This window comes from Pseudoduganella namucuonensis (assembly GCF_900116645.1).
Classification (GTDB): domain Bacteria; phylum Pseudomonadota; class Gammaproteobacteria; order Burkholderiales; family Burkholderiaceae_D; genus Rugamonas; species Rugamonas namucuonensis.
This window is the reverse complement of sequence record NZ_FPBO01000006.1, coordinates 273,382-292,655: the sequence shown is the minus strand read 5'-3', so window position 1 is coordinate 292,655 and position 19,274 is coordinate 273,382. Positions and strand designations below refer to the sequence as shown.

Annotated in this window: 18 protein-coding genes and 1 pseudogene; 5 read left to right on the top strand and 14 right to left on the bottom strand. The window is 62.6% G+C overall.

Translation table 11 applies throughout. From position 1 onward, the window contains the following. Nucleotides 1-238 precede the first annotated feature (238 nt). The 9 genes from BM436_RS09335 to BM436_RS36075 form a co-directional block, all read right to left on the bottom strand. Nucleotides 239-769 carry a hypothetical protein gene (locus tag BM436_RS09335; protein WP_143133035.1) on the bottom strand — a complete coding sequence of 177 codons (531 nt, stop codon included), beginning with the start codon at nt 767-769 and terminating at the stop codon, nt 239-241. 61 nt (nt 770-830) lie between these two features. Continuing rightward, nucleotides 831-1,148, bottom strand: coding sequence for an SMI1/KNR4 family protein (locus BM436_RS36085; RefSeq protein ID WP_143133033.1), 318 nt, complete (start codon nt 1,146-1,148; stop codon nt 831-833). Nucleotides 1,149-1,345: 197 nt separating this feature from the next. Next, nucleotides 1,346-1,738 (bottom strand): DUF7668 domain-containing protein, encoded by a 393-nt coding sequence (locus tag BM436_RS09330; protein WP_093555222.1) that lies wholly within the window; start codon nt 1,736-1,738, stop codon nt 1,346-1,348. 48 nt (nt 1,739-1,786) lie between these two features. Then, the gene (locus BM436_RS38815; protein WP_503826272.1) at nt 1,787-2,119 is read right to left on the bottom strand and encodes an immunity protein CdiI family protein; all 333 of its coding nucleotides are present in this window, start codon (nt 2,117-2,119) and stop codon (nt 1,787-1,789) included. Nucleotides 2,120-2,200: 81 nt separating this feature from the next. Next, complete coding sequence (locus BM436_RS09325; RefSeq protein ID WP_143133031.1) at nt 2,201-2,638, bottom strand: outer membrane protein assembly factor BamE; 438 nt, start codon at nt 2,636-2,638, stop codon at nt 2,201-2,203. Nucleotides 2,639-2,695: 57 nt separating this feature from the next. Next, nucleotides 2,696-3,205: a hypothetical protein gene (locus BM436_RS09320; RefSeq protein WP_093555220.1), complete on the bottom strand. Its 510-nt coding sequence runs from the start codon at nt 3,203-3,205 to the stop codon at nt 2,696-2,698. 105 nt (nt 3,206-3,310) lie between these two features. Then, nucleotides 3,311-3,475: a hypothetical protein gene (locus tag BM436_RS37005; protein WP_177307078.1), complete on the bottom strand. Its 165-nt coding sequence runs from the start codon at nt 3,473-3,475 to the stop codon at nt 3,311-3,313. A 70-nt stretch (nt 3,476-3,545) separates the two neighbouring features. Beyond that, a complete protein-coding gene (locus BM436_RS36080) occupies nt 3,546-3,941 on the bottom strand; it encodes a metal-binding protein (protein ID WP_143133030.1) in 396 nt (131 codons plus the stop codon). An 82-nt stretch (nt 3,942-4,023) separates the two neighbouring features. Further along, on the bottom strand, nt 4,024-4,755 hold the full coding sequence (locus tag BM436_RS36075) for a hypothetical protein (protein ID WP_143133029.1): 732 nt from the start codon (nt 4,753-4,755) through the stop codon (nt 4,024-4,026). Between the two features lie 565 nt (nt 4,756-5,320). On the opposite strand from BM436_RS36075, the pseudogene BM436_RS37805 reads away from it, so the two are divergent. Next, nucleotides 5,321-5,452, top strand: a pseudogene (locus BM436_RS37805) (pilin); the annotation flags it as partial. A gap of 33 nt (nt 5,453-5,485) precedes the next feature. Here BM436_RS37805 and BM436_RS09310 read toward each other — a convergent pair. Next, a complete protein-coding gene (locus tag BM436_RS09310) occupies nt 5,486-6,523 on the bottom strand; it encodes a DNA topoisomerase IB (protein WP_093555218.1) in 1,038 nt (345 codons plus the stop codon). A 69-nt stretch (nt 6,524-6,592) separates the two neighbouring features. After that, the gene (locus tag BM436_RS09305) at nt 6,593-9,616 is read right to left on the bottom strand and encodes a 7TM diverse intracellular signaling domain-containing protein (protein WP_229489769.1); all 3,024 of its coding nucleotides are present in this window, start codon (nt 9,614-9,616) and stop codon (nt 6,593-6,595) included. Nucleotides 9,617-9,697: 81 nt separating this feature from the next. On the opposite strand from BM436_RS09305, the gene BM436_RS09300 reads away from it, so the two are divergent. Next, entirely contained in the window at nt 9,698-10,348 is a 651-nt protein-coding gene (locus tag BM436_RS09300; RefSeq protein ID WP_177307076.1) for a LysE family translocator, read from the top strand. Nucleotides 10,349-10,355: 7 nt separating this feature from the next. Here the strand turns inward: BM436_RS09300 and BM436_RS09295 are convergent, their stop codons facing one another. Beyond that, complete coding sequence (locus tag BM436_RS09295; protein WP_229489759.1) at nt 10,356-11,111, bottom strand: YceI family protein; 756 nt, start codon at nt 11,109-11,111, stop codon at nt 10,356-10,358. Between the two features lie 482 nt (nt 11,112-11,593). Between BM436_RS09295 and BM436_RS09290 the strand changes: the two genes are divergently transcribed. Genes BM436_RS09290 through BM436_RS09280 form a run of 3 tightly spaced genes read left to right on the top strand, consistent with a single transcriptional unit; the run spans nt 11,594 to nt 13,665 of the window. Then, on the top strand, nt 11,594-12,319 hold the full coding sequence (locus tag BM436_RS09290) for a ribonuclease T2 family protein (protein ID WP_093555217.1): 726 nt from the start codon (nt 11,594-11,596) through the stop codon (nt 12,317-12,319). A gap of 10 nt (nt 12,320-12,329) precedes the next feature. Beyond that, nucleotides 12,330-13,037 (top strand): glutathione S-transferase family protein, encoded by a 708-nt coding sequence (locus BM436_RS09285; protein ID WP_093555216.1) that lies wholly within the window; start codon nt 12,330-12,332, stop codon nt 13,035-13,037. Between the two features lie 4 nt (nt 13,038-13,041). Further along, nucleotides 13,042-13,665 carry a glutathione S-transferase family protein gene (locus BM436_RS09280; protein WP_093555215.1) on the top strand — a complete coding sequence of 208 codons (624 nt, stop codon included), beginning with the start codon at nt 13,042-13,044 and terminating at the stop codon, nt 13,663-13,665. 9 nt (nt 13,666-13,674) lie between these two features. Here the strand turns inward: BM436_RS09280 and BM436_RS09275 are convergent, their stop codons facing one another. Together BM436_RS09275 and BM436_RS09270 are read right to left on the bottom strand one after the other, a co-directional pair. Continuing rightward, nucleotides 13,675-14,520: a CheR family methyltransferase gene (locus BM436_RS09275; RefSeq protein ID WP_093555214.1), complete on the bottom strand. Its 846-nt coding sequence runs from the start codon at nt 14,518-14,520 to the stop codon at nt 13,675-13,677. Further along, on the bottom strand, nt 14,520-19,136 hold the full coding sequence (locus BM436_RS09270; protein ID WP_093555213.1) for a response regulator: 4,617 nt from the start codon (nt 19,134-19,136) through the stop codon (nt 14,520-14,522). Before BM436_RS09270 ends, BM436_RS09275 begins: the two co-directional genes overlap by 1 nt. Nucleotides 19,137-19,274: the final 138 nt, after the last annotated feature.

The following is a 19,274-nucleotide window of genomic DNA, read 5'->3' as shown; positions in this document are numbered from 1 at the left end:
GCACCAGGACACCGATCCAAGCGCTCAAGGAATGGCAGCGGCAGAAGCCCGAATTATTCGTTAAACGTGTTTATGATCAAACGGGACTCGACAGCTAATGGCCACAACGAAGATTTTTAGGCCACCAATAAGTAAGTTCATGACTGGATCGCTCGCACAAACTTTGAAAATTGCTTAGCCATAAGTCCTTTCGCCCGTGTACTTGTCACTACCCTTGTCTGCTTTTGGCCGGAAATTGTCAAATTTTCTCCGGCGTATGGGACTGCATTACTTGCTCTATTTCTAGCTTTACCGTCGCCAAGTCGATTTTGAACGGTGTATTGTCAGAGCTGCTTACGACCAGAACGCGCCCATTCTGTCCGTTTAGCCTAATCCCGGCCAGCACTTTAACGACATTGGCGTTCGATTTCGGCGCAGTCCCGAGCACGTCCGCAAACTGGACAGAGTGCGGCCCAGAACCCATGAACGACGAACCGTCCGGCGCGGATTCCAGCCATTCCTCCCGCCACAACAATTCGCTGGACGTTACAGCAAAGGGTGATTCAAGCTCGCTCCATGCGACGGCGTAGTCCCGATCAAGCGCATACAGGCAAATCGGGAATACCTCAAACCATTTACCCACGGTGACTTCTTCAGCAGCAAAACTTATAACCTGATTGTTGTCGAGCCGAAGTGCTGCAAAACTGTACTCTGAGTGGAGTGCTTGAATTGTGCGGCCCTCAAGGTTGGCCGAACCGTCGTAGCAGCTCACAACTTTCGAATAGACCATTCTATTGCTTTGCTCCATATCGATGGGTAAGCCGAAATATACGAACGGCGGCTCCTGGCCGTTAGCGAACAAATCGCTCGGCTAACGATTCAAAATCGTTCGCCACTTGTACTGCGTAATCTGAGGCCATCCCAATCATCGGCAGCATGTACACGGCACCGGCAGCATCAAATGCAAGCACTTCGCCGCCGCCATTTCCCGCAAAGGCGAGGAAGCCAGGTGCGAGTGATTCGACTTCGATGTCACGATTATTCGCCGGAATTGCTTCTGGAGCCCAGAGCTCAATGTATCCCGGCTCGGCCTCGTCCGATGTAAAACCTTCAAAGATGCCATGAGCTCGAATATATTCGAGGTATTCCTGGGGTACCGTAAGAGCCATAGAGCCTCATGTTCAAAATTTTGTTGCGTCCGCTACTGGCCGAACTCGGTCGACGGTGCTCAGGATAGCATCTTGTCTAGGTGAAAAATGCACGCATTGTCACGCCAGGTGGGCCTAAGCGCCCCAAAGCCGATGGTCCTCGATACGGCGAAGGCGGGGGCGACAGTTATTGGTCGGGATGGGGAGTTTTTCATACCTCACATCACATGAATATCGCTGAGCTCGATAGTCAAGTCATCCGAGCTTTCAAGAATTCCGAACGTAGCCGTCAAGTCCGAAGCATAGCCATCAATATTCAAGTCATACCAAATTTCGCCGATGTATCCATGACGATTAATTGACCAGCGCGTGACTTCCTTTCGCTGGGAAATGTCGGTGAATTTCCCGACAACGGTAACTCTTTGCTCCGGACGACATTCATCGTACGATTTTATAGCCTCCCGTATTAGCTCCGGCGTCCACTTCATGTACTTGTCATGGGAGGTAAGTGAATAGGCAGCAGTGTAATCCTCGGATTCCAGCAGGGAGGCCCATTTATCGACGAATTCGATTAATTCGTTGTCGGAAGCAGGATGTGAAAAATGTGCCATTAGACGAGGTAGTTAATTTTCTGATGGGCCGCTTCTGGCCGGTTGAGGTCAACGAGCACAATCCCGAATTTCAAAGCCAGTCCCCAAGCATTCCTGAAGTAAGCGGAGTAGGTTTGCAGCCGCGACCTGAAAATGCTCACGCTCCACAACAGACCAAGGTGACGGCGCGGGTGGGTAGCTCCAGTTAATGGACGTATCAAACCATGCTATCAATTCTTCTGCCTGCGCCTTCACCGACGATGTAAGTTCTAGACTATCCAGCTTAACAGGATATCCGAATCTATTTCTGGCTAGGCCATTTTCGGACCAAAGGCAAATGCCGGAGCCTGGGTCAAAAAAAATATCGCAGCTTATAATTTTCCATTTGTTAGATAAGTTCATGTGTCGGCTTGTGGCCGATTGTACTTGACCGTCAAGGTGGGTGTGGACCGCAGCGGCTACCGCCCCGTAGCAGACCTTCGTCTATTTGGGCGTGAAATAACCCTCTTTCCCCAGCCCGATCGCTTCAAAATATTGTCCATCAGGGTCAGAACCAGAATCAGGAATTGTGCTTCGCCAAAGGCTTAAATCGAGCATTGGGAAGATGTAGGAATAGCCTAATTCAACATCGTTCTCATCAAACCTATCGAACTGGGACATAAAGGATATGGCCTCTTCCGCTATCAGCGCATGTAGGTTCTTACCGCGAAAAGTGGCACTGAACAGTTCTGATTTAGCCAATTCAATGAATTCCACCAATTGAGCCTCATCGTAACGAATAATGAATCCCTGAAGATATTCTTCTCTGCTAGAGTCAAACCAGTCTGGCTCTCCCAGTAACTTGTGCACGTCGGCCTGCGTCATGCCAAACAAAATAGGGCCGACACCCATTCGGGCATCAATCTCAAAGTGAATATTCATGTATCGCCATGTTCGATTCGGGCTGGCATGGAAGGCAGCTATTGGCCATAGTCAGCCTCATTCTTCGTACGTCTCGGTCCAGGCCAATTTCTCTTCTAACCATTCGTCCAACTCAGATGCATCCAGACCCGAGAGCATTGCACCAAGCTTCAATTCGCCTTTTGCCAGAGCAAGTACGCTGAGAATGGCGTGAGTAGTGGCGCTGTCAGTTTTCAAACCCATGTCTGCCAAAGCTAAGGCAGAAGCTCTTGCCAAGGCGCTGTCGTAATCTGCCTTCAACCAAGAGGGTATAGCCGGATTACCTTTACGATGACGCTCAACTTCGATGGTCGCCAATAACCCATAAAAATTCCAATCACGATACGCCGCCCCGCCCGCGATGCGAACCAACTGCGGAACTGCCGCGTAAGAAGCAACGCCGACATCGCCTTGATGGTGAAGCTCATTCCATAGTTCATCCCAGACGTCTATTCCGTCTTGCATTGACCGCAGGGCTACCGAGGCATCATATTGTATTCGATAGCCGCCATGAAGCTCCTTCCACTTCTCATCTTCAAGACATAGCATTGTCTTAATCGTCTTTCATTTTATTAACTGGCCGCTGCTGGCCGTTTGGCGTCATCTATATCATTAAAGACTTTTTCTATTCTTACTCCAAATCCACCAAGCCACTCAACCCAGCAAAGCACCACCGATAGCGGCGCCAAAAAATGAACCCATTACCTCAGGAGTATTGGGTTGGTTAAAATTCACAAAATTACTTGTGCGTACCACGAGAGAAATTGCGATGCCGACAGAGATGAACTTCCAGCGAGATTCAACAGGATTTTTATACAACTGTGACTCCTTGAAATATTAAGATACTAAAAATGACACCAAACGTCGGCTTCTGGCCGGTTTCAGCAGTTCAAGCTCTTACTCCGGTTTCATAAAAATGGTCAACGCAATATGCTCTTCCTTTAAGCACATGTTGCTTGCAGTCCTTCGCTAGGCACAGAGAGGTATCCAGCCCGCCATGATTTTCGACGATACGTTCCTTTATCAAGGGTTCCATATCGGTCGATTTCCAGCCCTCAGGCGAGCTTAATTTGCAGGAGTACAGTGTTTGATATTTATCCCATTCATCGGTTCGCCAAAGCTGGCCGCACCCAAGACATTGCAATAGTTTGACCCAGTCGCCCGTTTCAAGGCAGCGCATTCCTGCGACAAACTCCGTGTAGTTCTGACTAATCTCTACAAGGTCACTACTACCACCGCAGCTACATTGCATCGCTCCTCCGAATCTTGCGTTAACCTGCTTCAATACGACCGTCTGCTGTTGGCCGAAATCTGACGGCGACGAATTTCAAATCTTGTTGTGTAGGCAGTTTGCCTGCCCACCACGACTACTGTAGTACCCGCACAATCTCAGCTAACAATACGTCCAGCGCCGGCTTAAAGTCCACCTGGGGACGTAGCGGCAACACCTCTGACTGCCTAATTTGCTGGTGAAGGAATGAGTCTGCGACTTTTCGAAGTGAGGTGTCTAATTGCTTCATCTGATCGCTGAACGACTTTGGTGCCGCATACTGGTTCGCAACTTCTGAAAAATTTTTGCACCTGAGTACCGGTGCTACGTGGTCAGTGATAGCACGCACCAGCATGGCTGTGGCCATATGCAAGTCATGGAAATGAGCAGTGTTAAGTTCTTGCAGTAATCTCACCAGACGCTTTAGATCCCAGCTGCTCCCCTTAATTGATTGGAGTTGGAAGATGCGTTGAGGATCGACATACAAGTCTTTCTGAGTCGTTTGCGCTAGTGCACTAAGACCAGCCGACTTTTGCCGAACTAGATTTAAGCCGCCTTCGACGAGTGCGATTGCTTCATGCAGTTGATCAGGAAGCGGCGGATCGAAAGCGCCATATCCAGAAAAATTACACAGGGTAAGAAGTGGCACTGCAAAATCGTTGATTCCTGCGGCCGATTGAATTAGTCCTTTTGCTTCAAGTACTAGCCGCTTGAATTTAGCCCGGTTTTCCCCACTGAGCGCGGCCGTCGAGTGTCCTGGGTGGACTTGATATTGACCTTCCAAGCTTCGCAAATCCTGAATAATGGCTTCTAGTTGAGCTTCTTGCATACGGGTATGTAGAGAGATTGTGTTTTTTAGGACGGTTTAACCACCTGAGCCATTGTCAGCTTTTAGCTGCGGATCAAGGGAGACTCTATCCCATCTGACAGCATCTGTCAGGTCAAATCTGGCTCTGCGGAAATAAACTGCACTCATAGCCCAGTGAGGTCCCCCGACTTTTTGGACGCTCTGCGTGCAGTCGGGGTACCAGGCCAGATAGAATTCGATAGTTTCCAGCGATGCCGTTTCTGCTATGTTGCTGCCTGGTAAGCAGTGACTTCTCCACCGAACTGAAAGAGCGCACATGACGAATCCCTATTTGCCGCCCACCTCGGACGTTTCGACCGCGTATCCCGACTCTGAAAACACTTCCGGCATGGGTTCGGGCGCGGTGATACCGCCCGGCGTCAAAGGCTGGTCGTGGGGCGCTTTCCTTTGGAATTGGATCTGGGCCATCGGCAACAAGACCTGGATAGGCTTGCTGGCGCTGATTCCCTATGTCGGCTTCATCGTCGGCATCTACCTGGGCTTCAAGGGCCGCGAGCTGGCGTGGCGTAACAAGCGCTGGGACAGCTTGGAGGAGTTCAACCGCGTCCAGCGCAAGTGGACCAAGTGGGGGCTGATCATTTTTGTCGGTTTCGCCGTCGTCGGCATTCTGGCCGCGGTCGCCATTCCCGCCTATTCGGACTACACGCAGCGCGCCCGGGGCTTTTGATCGACCGGCCGGCGGCCCGATCATTCAAGCGGCCAGCCGCAGGCGCAGCAGGGCCAGCAGGGCGGCCTCGCTGGGCTCCAGCGGGTCGCAGGCCTCGCACTCGGGCAGGGTGACGCCTTCCAGATAGGCGTCCAGCACCGCCGGATGCACATAGCATTTGCGGCACACCGACGGTGTGTTGCCCAGCTTGCCCGCCACCGTCTCGATCGCGCGCACGATGTTGCGCTTGGCCTCCGCCGCCGTTTCGGCCGGCCCCGTCTCGTGCAGGGCCAGCGCGGCCAGCACCGTGCCGTGCCAGGTGCGGAAGTCCTTGGCCGTATAGTCCTCGCCGCTGATGGCGCGCAGGTAGTCGTTCACGTCGGCCGAGCCCACGCTGTGCAGCGCGCCGTCGTCGTCCACGTACTGGAACAGGTCCTGACCCGGCAGGTCGCGCGTGCCGCGGATGATGCGCGCCAGGCGCCGGTCCTGCACCCGCACGGCGTGTTGCACGCCGCTCTTGCCGCGGAAGCGGAACTCGACCGCGCCGCCGTCTATCCGCACGTGCCGGTTGCGCAGCGTCGTCAGGCCGAATGACTTGTTTTCGCGCGCGTATTCCTCGTTACCGATCCGCATCATCGTGGTCTGCAGCAGCATCACCACCGTGGCGAGCACCTTTTCGCGCGGCAGGCCGGGCAGCTTCAGGGCCTCTTCCACGCTTTGGCGGATCCGCGGCAGCGCCTGCCCGAACGCCAGCATGCGGTCGTACTTGACCTCGTCGCGCACGCGGCGCCAGTGCGGGTGGTAGCGGTATTGCTTGCGGCCGCGCGCGTCGCGGCCCGTCGCTTGCAGGTGGCCGTGCGGCAGCGGGCAGATCCACACGTCGCGCCAGGCGGGCGGGATGGCGAGCGCGCGGATGCGCGCCAATGTCTCGGGATCGCGCACCGGCCGTCCGTCGGCGTCGACATAGCGGAAGCGCTTGCCGCCGGGACGGCGGCCCAGGCCGGGCAGGCGGTCCATCACATAGCGCAGGCCGGCCGCCTTGGCGGCTGCGGGGGCGTCGGTCGCGGGGAGGTCACGTTTCATGCGTCCAGCATACGTCGGCGCGCGGGCGGACTCGGTTGCCCAGCGCACACAACGCTTGCGGGAAGGACGCTAGGAGGCCAGGCTGGTTTCGGAAAACGCGCGCTTTTGCTGGCCGCGCAGGTCGGCGCAGGCGGCGTCAAGCGCGGCGGCGACCTCGGGCAGGGCGGCCATCACCTTGTCCAGCTCGCCGGCGGCGGCCAGTTTTTCCAGCGTGTGGCACAGCGTGTGCAGGTGGCTGGAGCTGAGGTAGCCGGCGCTGCCCTTGAGGGCGTGGAAGGCGGCGGAGGCGGTGCTGCCTTTGCCGGCCTGGGCCGCGTTGCGCGCCAGTTCCAAGCGCCGCGGCGCCTCCTCGAGGAAGGCTTGCGTAATGCGCTGCATGTGTTTGTGCGACAGGCCGGCCAGCGGCACGATGCGTATCCTGGCGCTGTCGGGACAGGCCTCGGCCGGGGGATCGACGCCGAATTGCGCGGCCAGTTCGGCCTCGCTGGGCGGGCCGGACAGGATGGCGCCGTCCAGCGCGCAGCCGGCGGCCTTGTTCGCGGCGGCGTAGTAGGCTTGCTCCACGGCGGACTCCTCGTCGTCCTGGACGGGCAGGGTGGACGGGTCCAGCGGCGTCAGCGTGCGGCCGCGGTTGAGCAGCTGGGCGATGGTCTTTTCGATCTGGTCGTACAGCAGGCGCTCGTCCACCGGCTTGCTGAGGAAGCCGTCCATGCCGACGGCCAGGTAGCGCGCGCGGTCGTGGTCGCTGGCGTTGGCGGTCAGGGCGATGATGGGCACGCTGGTGTCGCGCACGCGGTAGTCCTCGGTGCCGCCGCGGCGTATCAGGCGCGCGGCCTGCTCGCCGTCCATGGCCGGCATGCGACCGTCCATCAGCACCAGGTCGTACTCGCCGGTGCTGAGCGCCTCCAGCGATTCGATGCCGTTTTCCACGATCACCACCTCGTGGCCCATGCTTTCGAGCAGCGTGCTGATGATGATCTGGTTGGTGCGCACGTCCTCGGCGCACAGGATGCGCAGGCGGTAGGCGTGGCGCTGTTCGCGCGGCTCGGCCAGTTCGGTCTCGGGCGGCACCCCCATCGCCAGCGGCAGCGTGAAGTGGAAGGTGGAGCCGACTCCCTGCTGGCTGTCGACGCCGATGGTGCCGCCCATCAGTTCCACCAGTTCCTTGCAGATGGCCAGTCCCAGGCCGGTGCCGCCGAAGCGGCGCGTGGTGGAGATGTCGGCCTGTTCGAACTTCTGGAACAGGCGGCCCAGCGTCTGCGGGTTGATGCCGGGGCCGGTGTCGGTGATGCGGAAGCTGACGAAGGTGAGGCCGTTGCGGCCCGGCTTGGCCGAGGCCTCCAGCCGCACTTCGCCGCGGTCGGTGAACTTGATGGCGTTGCCCAGCAGGTTGAGCAGGATCTGGCGGATGCGGGTCGGGTCGCCCTGCACGTAGCGCGGCATGTCCAGCGCCAGGTCGCACTTGAGCAGCAGGCTCTTGGCGTCCGCCTGCGCCTGCAGGATGCCGACCGCGTCGTCCACCAGCGAGCGCAGGTCCACGTCGACGGCCTCGATCGACAGCTTGCCGGCGTCGATCTTGGAGAAGTCCAGGATGTCGTTGAGGATGGCCAGCAGCGCCTCGCTGTTCTGCAGGCCGATGCGCAGGTATTCCTCGGTGCGGCCGCGCACGGTCTGGTCGCGCAGCGCGAACTTCAGCATGCCGATCACGCCGGCCAGCGGGGTGCGGATGTCGTGGCTCATGGCGGACAGGAAGTCGATGCGGTGGCGGCTGACGATCTCGGCGTGTTCCTTGGCCTCGGTCAGTTCGACCGTGCGTTCCTGCACCCGCTGTTCCAGGTGGTTGCGCAGCAGGCGGATCTGGTCGGCCAGCGCGAACGCCAGCAGCACGCCGTCCAGGGTGCCGCCGAGCAGCGTGAACAGCTGGGCGTTCTCCACCAGGGCCGGGATCAGGCCCACGTTGGCGGGCAGGATGACCAGGCCGGGCAGCATCAGCGCGATGAAGCCGAACACGAAGAAGCGGGCCGGCTGGTAGCCCTTGCGCCAGACGATGACGCCGGTCGCCAGCGCCATCGGCATCCACACCATGATGGCGATGGTGGCCAGCGTGTGGGCGTAGCTGAGGGCGAGGAAGCAGCTGGGCAGCAGCAGCAGCGGCAGCACCAGGTTGATCCGGCTGAGCGCGTACAGCCTGGGCGCGTTTTCCTTCAGCCGCAGGAAGTTGGTGTAGAACAGGGTGCTGGCCACCGGCAGCAGGAAGAAGGGGACGTAGTGGAAGCGCAGGTCGTGCCAGCCGAACATGTCGGCGGGCAGGTGGAAGGTCAGGCCCCAGCCGGCGGCGTAGGTCAGCACGTACAGCGAGTAGTACAGCGGCGAGCGGTCGCGGGTGTAGGTGTAGATGAAGAAATTGAAGATGGCCAGCGCCAGCAGGGCGCCCACGGAGCCGATGATGAGGAAGTTCTCGCGCGCCACCAGCCGGTGGTAGGCGTTTTGCGGCGTGACGGCGAACACCGGCTTGCGCGCGTAATAGGGGCTGGAGAAATGAATCAGCACCTCGTAGGTTTCGCCCGGCTGCAGCTGGACGTCCTTCCCGTAGTGCAGCAGGTATTCGTGCGAGGCGACGTAGCCGGTGGGCAGGCGCTGCAGCGAGCCGTCCGGGCCGTAGAGGCGGGTTTCCACTTCCTCGATCAGCGTGTCGTTGGGGTCGACCACCCAGGCCGTTTGCCGCGTGTCGTTGCGCAGGCGCGCGTGCAGCCAGTAGCCGCCGCCCAGCAGGTCCACGCCGTCGGCCGGCTTGAGCGTGGCGATCAGCGCGGGAATGTCGGCGGCGGTGGCGGGGAAGGTCTTGGCGTCGGCGTGGTACAGCTTGGCGTGCTTGAGCAGGTCCAGCGAGCGGAGCTGGGTGAGCACCGCCTGGCCCTGGCGGCTGTCGGCGACGGGTTCGGCGCGCGGGGCGGGGGCTGCCAGCAGCAGCGCCATCAGGGACACGATCAGCGGCGCCATCGGCGACAGCGGCAAGGCGGGGGACAAGGCTTTGCGCAGGTGGCAGGCGAACAGGGCGATGAGCTGGTATAGCATCGTGCGAACTGGACTCATGTTGTTTGCCGCTGTGGCACAGCGCGGTGATAGTAAAATGGCGAACTTGCCATATTCTAATCGACTATAGACGGAATACATATGTTGCTGATATCGCCCGACCAATTCTATGGTTTTCTGGCCGCCGCCATTTTGATCACGGCCTCGCCGGGACCTGACAACCTGATGGTGCTGGGCGTGGGCATGTCGCGCGGACGCGCGCGGGGCATCGTGTTCGGCCTGGGGTGCGCGCTGGGGTGTTTGACGCACACGCTGCTGGCGACGCTGGGCGTGAGCGCGCTGATCGCCGCCTCGCCGGTGGCCTTCACGGCGCTCAAGGTGTTCGGCGGCCTGTACCTGGTGTGGCTGGGCTGGGGCGCGCTGCGCAGCAAGGGCGGCGCGCGCGTGGACGAGAACGGGCGCGGCGACGGCAAGGGAAGCGCGGACGGCTCGCTGCTGGCGCTGTTCGGCAAGGGCTTGTTCGCCAACAGCATCAACCCCAAGGTCGTGCTGTTCTTCCTGTCCTTCCTGCCGCAGTTCGTCGTCGCCGAGCGCGGCGGCGTCAGCTGGCAGACCGCGCAACTGGGCTTGATTTTCACGCTGCAGGCCTGCGTGCTGTTCGGGTTGCTGGGTTATTTCTCCGGCACGGTCGGCAAATGGATCAACCGCAATCCGCGCGCCGGCCTGTGGCTGGACCGGACCGCCGGCGCCATCTTCATCGGCCTGGGCGTGCGCCTGATCGCGGCGCGCTGAGTTCTCGCTAACGCGCCTTCACGGCGCTGATCTCGAAGCGCAACTCCATCTCGTCCTGCACGGCCAGCGCGCCGCCCAGCACGGAAAACGGCTTGATGCCGAAATCGCTTTGCTTGAGCTGCACCGTGCCGCTGGCCGTCACGCGGCCGCCGCTCGCGCTCAGGGTGGCGGGCACCGCGTAGTGGCGGGTCACGCCATGCAGCGTGATGGCCGTCTCCAGCGGCGCGCCGGGGCCGGTGGTGTCGGCCACGACGCGCACTTCCGGGTATTGTTCCGCGTCCAGCACCTTGACCAGCATGTTGTTGCGCGTGCCGGAGATCGCGTCGGCGGACGGAACCGTGTTCAGGCCCGCGACGGCGCGCAGTTCCGTGTCGTCGACGATCATCTGGTCCAGGCGGAAGCTGAAGCTGGTCCTGCCCGGCTTGGCGCCGGCGGCCGGCACCGCCCAGCCGGACAGGCCGCGCGTGGCGATCACGTGGTCGTGCCCCAGCCGCGCCAGGGCGCCGCCGCGGCGGACCGTGACCGCGATCAGCGACGTCGCCGTATCGATGCGCAAGACCTGGCGCCGGGCCGCGCGCGCCTGGTCCAGCCAGGCGTCGGGCGGGACCGTCGCGGCGGCTGCCGAGGGCGGGGCGGCCTCCGGCGAGGCCCCTGGCAGCATGCCGCTCAGCGGCGCGCATGCCGCGAGCAGGGCCGCGAGCAAGGCCGCCGTCAGCGGTAAAAAGGTCCGGCGTGTTGCATGGAAACGCAGATATTTCGGCATTGTGACTATTCGAGAGATTCTAAGGTGTTTCTATGTACTAATCTTACGTCTGACAGCACGGATTCGGAGCTCCACCTTACCACCGATTGACTGGCGCGCGATGTCATCCGCCGGTCATGATGCAGTGAGATGATCTTATCGCTCTTTCAAATCTCTCCCGATTTGAATCCCTTGGCCCGCAATCCAACGATTGCGGGTTTTTTTTGCCTGGACGGTTTGCCTTGTTTTAATTGTTACATTTGGCCGCCGGGTCTTTAATGAACTCCTAAGCCTCGGCGGCAAGATTGCTGGCAAAGTAACACCTGTAGCGCGCGGCCTCCTCCGTGCGCCAGGTTGCCGTATCCCTCAGATGCGGCACGATATCCCCGCGCTCCAAAAGCGTTTCGACCGGCTCCTTTCCTCCAGAGATCAGCCGGTCTTTTTTTGCCCGTCTTTTCCGTGGATTTCGCCTACACTTGCGGTTTTACCACACGAGAGAAACCATGCGCGCACTCATCGGCACGATCGCCGCCCTGGCCATGGCGGCGGGCGCCCACGCCGCCCGCCCGGACGGCCCCAGCTGCAGCATCGACCCCAGCAAGCCCAAGTACTATCGCCTCGAACTGACCGTGCCCGCCACCTTCTGCATGGGCTCCGGCGGCAGGAGCGATCCCAGCTGCGCCAGCTTCCCCAAGCCGGGCGTGCAGCTGCACGGCTTGTGGCCGAACTATCAGGCGGGCTACCCGTCCGGCACCTGCGGCTCCGCCTGCAAAGGCAAGGGCAAGGACAACGGCGGCGGCAAGTTCTGCGCCTATCCCAAGCCCGAGGGCTTGTACGAATCGAAGGCCTGGAACGCGGGCAAGGGCTATATGGCGGGGCTGGAGAAATGCCTTGAGCGCCACGAGTGGGTCAAGCACGGCACCTGCTCGCCGATGAAGCCGGCCGACTACTTCGGCTGGGCGCTGGAGCACACCAAGACCTTCGCCGACGCGGTCGCGCCCATGCTGGACCGGCCCGTGGCCCGTTCCGAGTTCGACGCGGTGATCGCGAAGAAGCTGCCCAAACTGGACGGCGCGGTCCACCTGAAGTGCAAAGGCAAGTTCGTCAATTCGCTGTACGTCTCCTTCGAGTGGGGCCAGCAGCAGCCGGGCGCGCCGATGAGGACCAAGGGCGGCGCCAACAGCTACGGCAATTGCGGCAACGAGTTCATCTTCCCCAGCAAGATTTGAAAGGACGTCCATGATCGATCTGTACACAGCGGCCACGCCCAACGGCCACAAGATCTCCATCGCGCTCGAGGAGCTCGAACTGCCCTATGAACTGCACGCGCTGGACCTGGCGGCGGGCACGCAGAAAGAGCCGTGGTTCCTGGCCATCAATCCGAACGGGCGCATCCCGGCCATCGTCGACCGCGCGGAGGACGACTTCGCCGTGTTCGAGTCCGGCGCCATCCTGATCTACCTGGCCGAGAAGACGGGCCGCCTGATGCCGGCCGGCGCCAAGGCCCGCTCGCGGGTGCTGCAATGGCTGATGTTCCAGATGGGCGGCATCGGCCCGATGATGGGGCAGGCCAATGTGTTCTACCGCTATTTCCCCGAAAAGATCCCCGCCGCCATCGACCGCTACCAGGGCGAGAGCAAGCGGCTGTTCCGCGTGCTGGACGGCCACCTGCGGGACCATGAATATCTGGCCGGCGACTATTCCATCGCCGACATCGCCAACTGGGCCTGGGTGCGCACGCACAGCTGGTCCGGCGTGGACACGGACGGCCTGCCGCACCTGCAGCGCTGGCTGGCGCTGGTGGGAGGGCGGCCCGCCGTGCAGCGCGGCATCACGCTGCCGCCATCGCGGCTGGACCGCACGGCCAGCGCCGAAAAAACCGAGCAGTTCGCGGCGGAAGCGCGCAAAATGCTGGAGACCGGACAATCCCGCGAGAAAGGTGTTTAAGCCCATGAAACTGTACACGAGCGCACGCGCGCCCAATCCCCGCCGGGTGGCCATGTTCCTGGCCGAGAAGGGCGTCAACGATATCGAGACCGTCAATATCGACCTGGGCGCGCTGCAGAACCGCGGCGAGGAATTCATCGCCAAGAATCCCTTCGGCCGCGTGCCCGCGCTGGAACTGGACGACGGCCGCGTGTTGACCGAGACGCGCGCCATCTGCACCTACCTGGAGGGCCTGTACCCGGAACCGAACCTGATGGGCGACGGCTACGACGACCGCGCCTTCATCGAGATGGCGGACCGCCGCGTCGAGCTGCATGTGTTCGCGGGCATCGCCAACTGCGTGCGCCACACCCATCCCGGCCTGGCCGCGCTGGAGCAGCCGCAGTTCCCCGACTTCGGCGCCTCGCAGGGCGAGAAGGTGCGCGAGCCGCTGCGCTGGCTGGACCAGGTGCTGGCCGGCCAGCCCTACGTGGCGGGACTGCGCTTCACCATCGCCGACATCACGGCCTTCTGCGCGGTGGAGTTCGCGCGCGGGCTGATGAAGTTCCGGCCCAGCGCGGAAGGCCTGCCGCACCTGCAGGCCTGGCGCGACCGCATCGCGGAGCGCCCCAGCGCGGCCGCCGGCTGACGCGGGCGTTCAAGCGATGCGGCGGTGCCAGGGCGCCGGGGCGGCGGGGGCGTAGCTGCCCCACAGCGGGTCGGATTGCTGCAGCGGGCGGTCCAGCCCGAGGATGCCGAACGGCGCCAGGCTTTCGTGGAACAGGTGCAGCACGCGCTGGCGCAGCAGCGGCCCGAAGTCGGGCAGGGCGCGGCGGCAGGCGATGAGGTTGAACTCGTTGAAGGAGGCGTCCGTCACCAGGTTGTACTGCGCCCACGTGATGTGGCTGCGCAAGGCGGGCGCCAGCACGGCGCGCTTGCCGTCCACCTGGAAGTGCGAGGCCAGCTGGCCGGCGCCGCCGGCGCGCGCGTACGCGGCCTGCGCGGCCGCCATGCGATCGAGCGGGATGGCCGCGTCCAGCGCCTCCTCCAATTGCTCGTCGCTGGCCACGGTGGCGTGGATCTCGGTGTGCTCCAGCAGGCCCTCCTCGGCCAGGATCACCGCCAGCGTCCAGGCCTGCTCGGCGCCGGCGCAGTCGGCCAGCCAGATGCGGGGCAGGGCGGCGCCGCGCAGGCAGCCGCCGGCCAGCTGGCGCAGCTGGCGCGCCTCGTCGGTGTCGTCGAACAGCGTGGCCGGCGGCACGTGCAGCGCGCGCAGCGTGGCGCTGGCCGCAGCCGGGTCGTGCAGCGCCCGGTCCTGCAGCGAGGACAGCGTGCGCAGGCCGCGCGTGCGCATCACGCCGCGCAGCTTGCGCCGCAACAGGGCGCGCTCGTGGCTGCGGAAGTCGTAGCCGTAGCGCTGGAACAGCGCCTCCAGCAGCAGCTCCAGTTCCAGCTCCTCGACCTCAGCGGCGGCCTCGCGCCGCAATGGCGTCACGGCCCCCATCAGTGCAGCCAGACGCGCATCAGCGACAGCAGCTGCGCCACGTCCACCGGCTTGGTGATGTAGTCCGAGGCGCCGGCCGCGATGCACTTGTCGCGGTCGCCCTTCATCGCCTTCGCCGTCAGCGTGAGGATGGGCAGCGACTTGAACTTCGGTATGCGCCGGATCGCGCGCATGGTGTCGTAGCCGTCCATCTCCGGCATCATGATGTCCATCAGGACGATCTCGATGGTCGGGTCGCGCTCCAGCACCTCGATGCCGTCGCGGCCGTTCTCGGCGAACAGCACGTGCATCTGCTGGCGCTCCAGCAGCGACGACAGCGCGAAGATGTTGCGCAGGTCGTCGTCGACGATCAGCACCTTGCGTCCCGCCAGGCCGCTGTCGGCCGCGTGGATCTCCTCCAGCATGCGGCGCTGCAGCTCGGGCAGGCTGGCCTGCGAGCGGTGCAGGAACAGCGCGGTCTCGTCCAGCAGGCGCTCGGGCGAGCGGGCGTCCTTGATGACGATGGTCTTGGCGTAGCGTTTCAGCTTCGTCACTTCCTTGCGGTTCAGGTCCTTGGCCGTGTTGATCACGATGGGCAGGTCGCGCAGGCTCGGGTCCTTGCCGATGATGTCGAGCAGCTCGAAGCCGCTGATGTCGGGCAGCGTCAAGTCCAGCACCATGCAGTCGAAGTGGCTGTCGCGCAGCGCCTTCAGCGCCGCCTCGCCGGTGTCGACGGCGACGATGCGCAGGTCGGCGTCGCCGATCAGGGCCACGATGGCGTCGCGCTGGTGCTGCTCGTCGTCCACCACCAGCAGGCTGCGTTTGCCGCCCAGCAGGAATTTCTGGATGCGGGTGAACTCCTCATGCAGCGCCTCCTTGCTGACCGGCTTGGCCATGTAGGAAATGGCGCCTTGGCGCAGCGCGCGCTCGCGCTCGCGCAGGCTGGACATCACGTGCACCGGGATGTGGCGCGTGCTCGGGTCGCGTTTCAGGCGGTCCAGCACCGTGAAGCCGTCGATGTCCGGCAGGTCGATGTCGAGCAGGATGGCCGACGGCAGGTAGTCGCGCGCCAGCGACAGCGCGGAGTCGCCCTGGTGCGTCACCACGCCCTTGAAGTTCTTCTCGCGGGCGAAGTCCAGCACCACCTTGGCGAAGCGCTCGTCGTCCTCGATGATCAGCACGGACGGGTCGCCCGGCGCCACCAGGCCGCGGTCGTCGAGGCTGGAGCTGTATTCGGCCAGTTCGGGATCGAGCTCGACGTCCGTGATGGTCTCGGCCTGCGGCTCCTGCACCGGCGGCACGTAGACGATCTTCGGCGCCTGGGCCGGCGCGCGGGTCGGCGGCTGGCGGCCCAGGTCGTAATTGATGAAGCCGGCGCGGTTGTAGGGCAGGAACAGCGTGAAGGTGGAGCCGCTGCCGACCACGGATTCGACGCGGATCTCGCCGCCCAGCAGGCGGGCCAGTTCGCGCGAGATCGACAGGCCCAGGCCCGTGCCGCCGTATTTGCGGGCGGTGGAGCCGTCGGCCTGCTGGAAGGCCTCGAAGATCAGCTGCAGCTTGTCGGACGCGATGCCGACGCCGGTGTCGGACACGGCGAAGGCCAGCACCGCGTCCGCGTGGATCAGGTTGGGGTGGTCGCTGGTCCAGCCGGTGGACACCAGCGCGATGCGCAGCGAGACCTGGCCGTGGTTGGTGAACTTGAAGGCGTTCGACAGCAGGTTTTTCAGCACCTGCTGCAAGCGCGTGGTGTCGGTCATCACGGCGGTCGGCAGGGTGTCCGACAGTTCCACCGAGAAGCCCAGGTGCTTGGCCTCGGCCATGTGGCGGAAGGTGCGGTCCACGTAGTTGCGCAGGTTGGCGAAGCGGTATTCGGAGACGTCCAGGGTCACCGTGCCGGACTCGATCTTCGACAGGTCGAGAATGTCATTGATCAGCGTGAGCAGGTCGGAGCCGGAGCCGTGGATGGTCTTGGCGAATTCCACCTGCTTGCCGGACAGGTTGCCCTCCGGGTTGTCGCCTAGCTGCTGCGCCAGGATCAGCAGCGAGTTCAGGGGCGTGCGCAGCTCGTGCGACATGTTGGCCAGGAACTCGGACTTGTACTTGGAGGACAGCGCCAGCTGCGTGGCTTTTTCCTCCAGCGCCAGCTTGGCCTGCTCCACCTCGCGGTTCTTGCGTTCCACCTCGATGTTCTGCTCGGACAGCAGGCGGGCCTTCTCGGCCAGCTCCTGGTTGGTCTGCTGCAGTTCCTGCGCCAGCGATTGCGACTGCGTCAGCAGCGACTCGGTGCGGCTGTTGGCCTCGATGGTGTTGAGCACCACGCCGATCGATTCCATCAGCTGGTCCAGGAAGGACAAGTGGGTCTCGGTGAAGCGGTCCAGCGAGGCGATCTCGATCACCGCCTTCACCTGCTGCTCGAACAGGATGGGCAGCACGACGATGTTGGTCGGCGGCGCGGCGCCCAGGCCGGACGAGACCACGATGTAGTCGCGCGGCACGTCGGTCAGCCAGATGCGCACCTTCTCCAGCGCGCACTGGCCCACCAGGCCCTCGCCGGGCAGGAAGGAGGTCGGCAGCTTGCGGCTGGAACGGTAGCCGTAGCTGGCGATCATGCGCAGGCGGGCGTCGGCCTCCTGCGAGTCCATCATGTAGAACACGCCGTGGTGCGCCGACACCAGCGGCGCCAGCTCGGACAGGATCAGCTTCGTCACCGCCTGCAAGTCGCGCTGGCCCTGCAGCAAGCGGGTGAAGCGCGCCAGGTTGGTCTTCAGCCAGTCCTGCTGCGCGTTCTTCTGCGTGGTTTCCTTCAGGTTGCGGATCATCTCGTTGATGTTGTCCTTCAGGTAGGACACCTCGCCGCGCGCCTCCACCTGGATGGAACGGGACAAGTCGCCCCGCGTCACGGCGGTCGCCACCTCGGCGATCGCGCGCACCTGGTTGGTCAGGTTTGCCGCCAGCTGGTTCACGTTCTCCGTCAAGTCCTTCCAGGTGCCGGCCACGCCGGACACGTTGGCCTGGCCGCCCAGCTTACCCTCGGTGCCCACCTCGCGCGCCACCCGCGTCACTTCCGACGCGAAGGAGGACAATTGGTCCACCATCACGTTGATGGTGTCCTTCAGTTCCAGGATCTCGCCCTTCACGTCCACCGTGATCTTTTTCGACAAGTCGCCGCGCGCCACGGCGGTGGTCACCGCCGCGATGTTGCGCACCTGGCCCGTGAGGTTGGACGCCATGAAGTTCACGTTGTCGGTCAAGTCCTTCCAGGTGCCGCCCACGCCGGGCACGTAGGCCTGGCCGCCCAGCTTCCCTTCCGTGCCCACCTCGCGCGCCACGCGCGTCACCTCGGAGGCGAAGGAGGACAATTGGTCCACCATCACGTTGATGGTGTTTTTCAGTTCCAGGATCTCGCCCTTCACGTCCACCGTGATCTTCTTGGACAAGTCGCCGTTGGCCACGGCGGTGGTCACCGCCGCGATGTTGCGCACCTGGCCCGTCAAGTTCGACGCCATGAAGTTCACGTTGTCGGTCAAGTCCTTCCAGGTGCCGCCCACGCCGGGCACGTAGGCCTGGCCGCCCAGCTTCCCTTCCGTGCCCACCTCGCGCGCCACGCGCGTCACCTCGGAGGCGAAGGAGGACAATTGGTCCACCATCACGTTGATGGTGTTTTTCAGTTCCAGGATCTCGCCCTTCACGTCCACCGTGATCTTCTTGGACAAGTCGCCGTTGGCCACGGCGGTGGTCACCGCCGCGATGTTGCGCACCTGGCCCGTCAAGTTCGACGCCATGAAGTTCACGTTGTCGGTCAAGTCCTTCCAGGTGCCGCCCACGCCGGGCACGTAGGCCTGGCCGCCCAGCTTCCCTTCCGTGCCCACCTCGCGCGCCACGCGCGTCACCTCAGAGGCGAAGGAGCGCAGCTGGTCCACCATCACGTTGATGGTGTCCTTCAACTGTAGGATCTCGCCGCGCACGTCCACCGTGATCTTTTTCGACAAGTCGCCGTTGGCCACGGCGGTGGTCACCTCGGCGATGTTGCGCACCTGAGAAGTCAGGTTGCCCGCCATGGAGTTCACGGAGTCGGTCAAGTCCTTCCACGTGCCGGCCACGCCCTTCACCTGCGCCTGGCCGCCCAGCTTGCCCTCGGTGCCCACCTCGCGCGCCACGCGCGTTACCTCGGAGGAGAAGGAGGAAAGCTGCTCCACCATGGTGTTGGCGGTGGTGGCCGCGCGCAGGTACTGGCCCTTCAGCGGGTGGCCGTCCACCTCCAGCGCCATGGTCTGCGACAGGTCGCCCTTGGCCACGGCGCCGATCACGCGCGCCATCTCGGTGGTGGGGCGCACCAGGTCGTCGATCAGCGTGTTGACGGAACTGAGGATGGTCTGCCAGCCGCCGGTCACGTTGGGCACGGCCGCGCGCTGGGTCAGGCGGCCCTCGCGGCCCACCACGCGGCTCACCTCGGTGACCGCCTTCACCATCTTTTCCTTGGTTTCGATGATCTCGTTCAGCGTGTCGGCGATCTTGCCGGGGATGCCGGTCCAGCCGGACGGCATGCGCGCCGTGAAATCGCCCTTCCTCAACGCCATTAAAGTCTGGAGCAGCAGCTTGACGTCGAGCTGCTCGGAAAAATCGGTCATGTCATTCATCGAAGAGGTCCTCGGAGGGGAAAGCCGCAGGGTGGGGAGCAGGTAAAAAGATACTCCGGTGCCACCGCGAGTCAAGCTATTAAGTGCAAAACGGCATAGTGTATGGAAAACGTTACGTTGGTAATTTTACAATTACCA

Excerpts from the sequence above, each read along its gene's own strand:
- BM436_RS09280 (WP_093555215.1), top strand. The coding sequence starts at position 13,042 with ATGAAACTGTACACGAGCGCACGCGCGCCCAATCCCCGCCGGGTGGCC.
- BM436_RS09335 (WP_143133035.1), bottom strand. The coding sequence starts at position 769 with ATGGTCTATTCGAAAGTTGTGAGCTGCTACGACGGTTCGGCCAACCTT.
- BM436_RS09270 (WP_093555213.1), bottom strand. The coding sequence starts at position 19,136 with ATGAATGACATGACCGATTTTTCCGAGCAGCTCGACGTCAAGCTGCTG.
- BM436_RS38815 (WP_503826272.1), bottom strand. The coding sequence starts at position 2,119 with ATGAACTTATCTAACAAATGGAAAATTATAAGCTGCGATATTTTTTTT.
- BM436_RS09310 (WP_093555218.1), bottom strand. The coding sequence starts at position 6,523 with ATGAAACGTGACCTCCCCGCGACCGACGCCCCCGCAGCCGCCAAGGCG.
- BM436_RS09325 (WP_143133031.1), bottom strand. The coding sequence starts at position 2,638 with ATGAATATTCACTTTGAGATTGATGCCCGAATGGGTGTCGGCCCTATT.
- BM436_RS09330 (WP_093555222.1), bottom strand. The coding sequence starts at position 1,738 with ATGGCACATTTTTCACATCCTGCTTCCGACAACGAATTAATCGAATTC.
- BM436_RS09305 (WP_229489769.1), bottom strand. The coding sequence starts at position 9,616 with ATGAGTCCAGTTCGCACGATGCTATACCAGCTCATCGCCCTGTTCGCC.
- BM436_RS09320 (WP_093555220.1), bottom strand. The coding sequence starts at position 3,205 with ATGCTATGTCTTGAAGATGAGAAGTGGAAGGAGCTTCATGGCGGCTAT.
- BM436_RS09300 (WP_177307076.1), top strand. The coding sequence starts at position 9,698 with ATGTTGCTGATATCGCCCGACCAATTCTATGGTTTTCTGGCCGCCGCC.
- BM436_RS36085 (WP_143133033.1), bottom strand. The coding sequence starts at position 1,148 with ATGGCTCTTACGGTACCCCAGGAATACCTCGAATATATTCGAGCTCAT.
- BM436_RS09295 (WP_229489759.1), bottom strand. The coding sequence starts at position 11,111 with ATGCCGAAATATCTGCGTTTCCATGCAACACGCCGGACCTTTTTACCG.
- BM436_RS36075 (WP_143133029.1), bottom strand. The coding sequence starts at position 4,755 with ATGCAAGAAGCTCAACTAGAAGCCATTATTCAGGATTTGCGAAGCTTG.
- BM436_RS09275 (WP_093555214.1), bottom strand. The coding sequence starts at position 14,520 with ATGGGGGCCGTGACGCCATTGCGGCGCGAGGCCGCCGCTGAGGTCGAG.
- BM436_RS09285 (WP_093555216.1), top strand. The coding sequence starts at position 12,330 with ATGATCGATCTGTACACAGCGGCCACGCCCAACGGCCACAAGATCTCC.
- BM436_RS09290 (WP_093555217.1), top strand. The coding sequence starts at position 11,594 with ATGCGCGCACTCATCGGCACGATCGCCGCCCTGGCCATGGCGGCGGGC.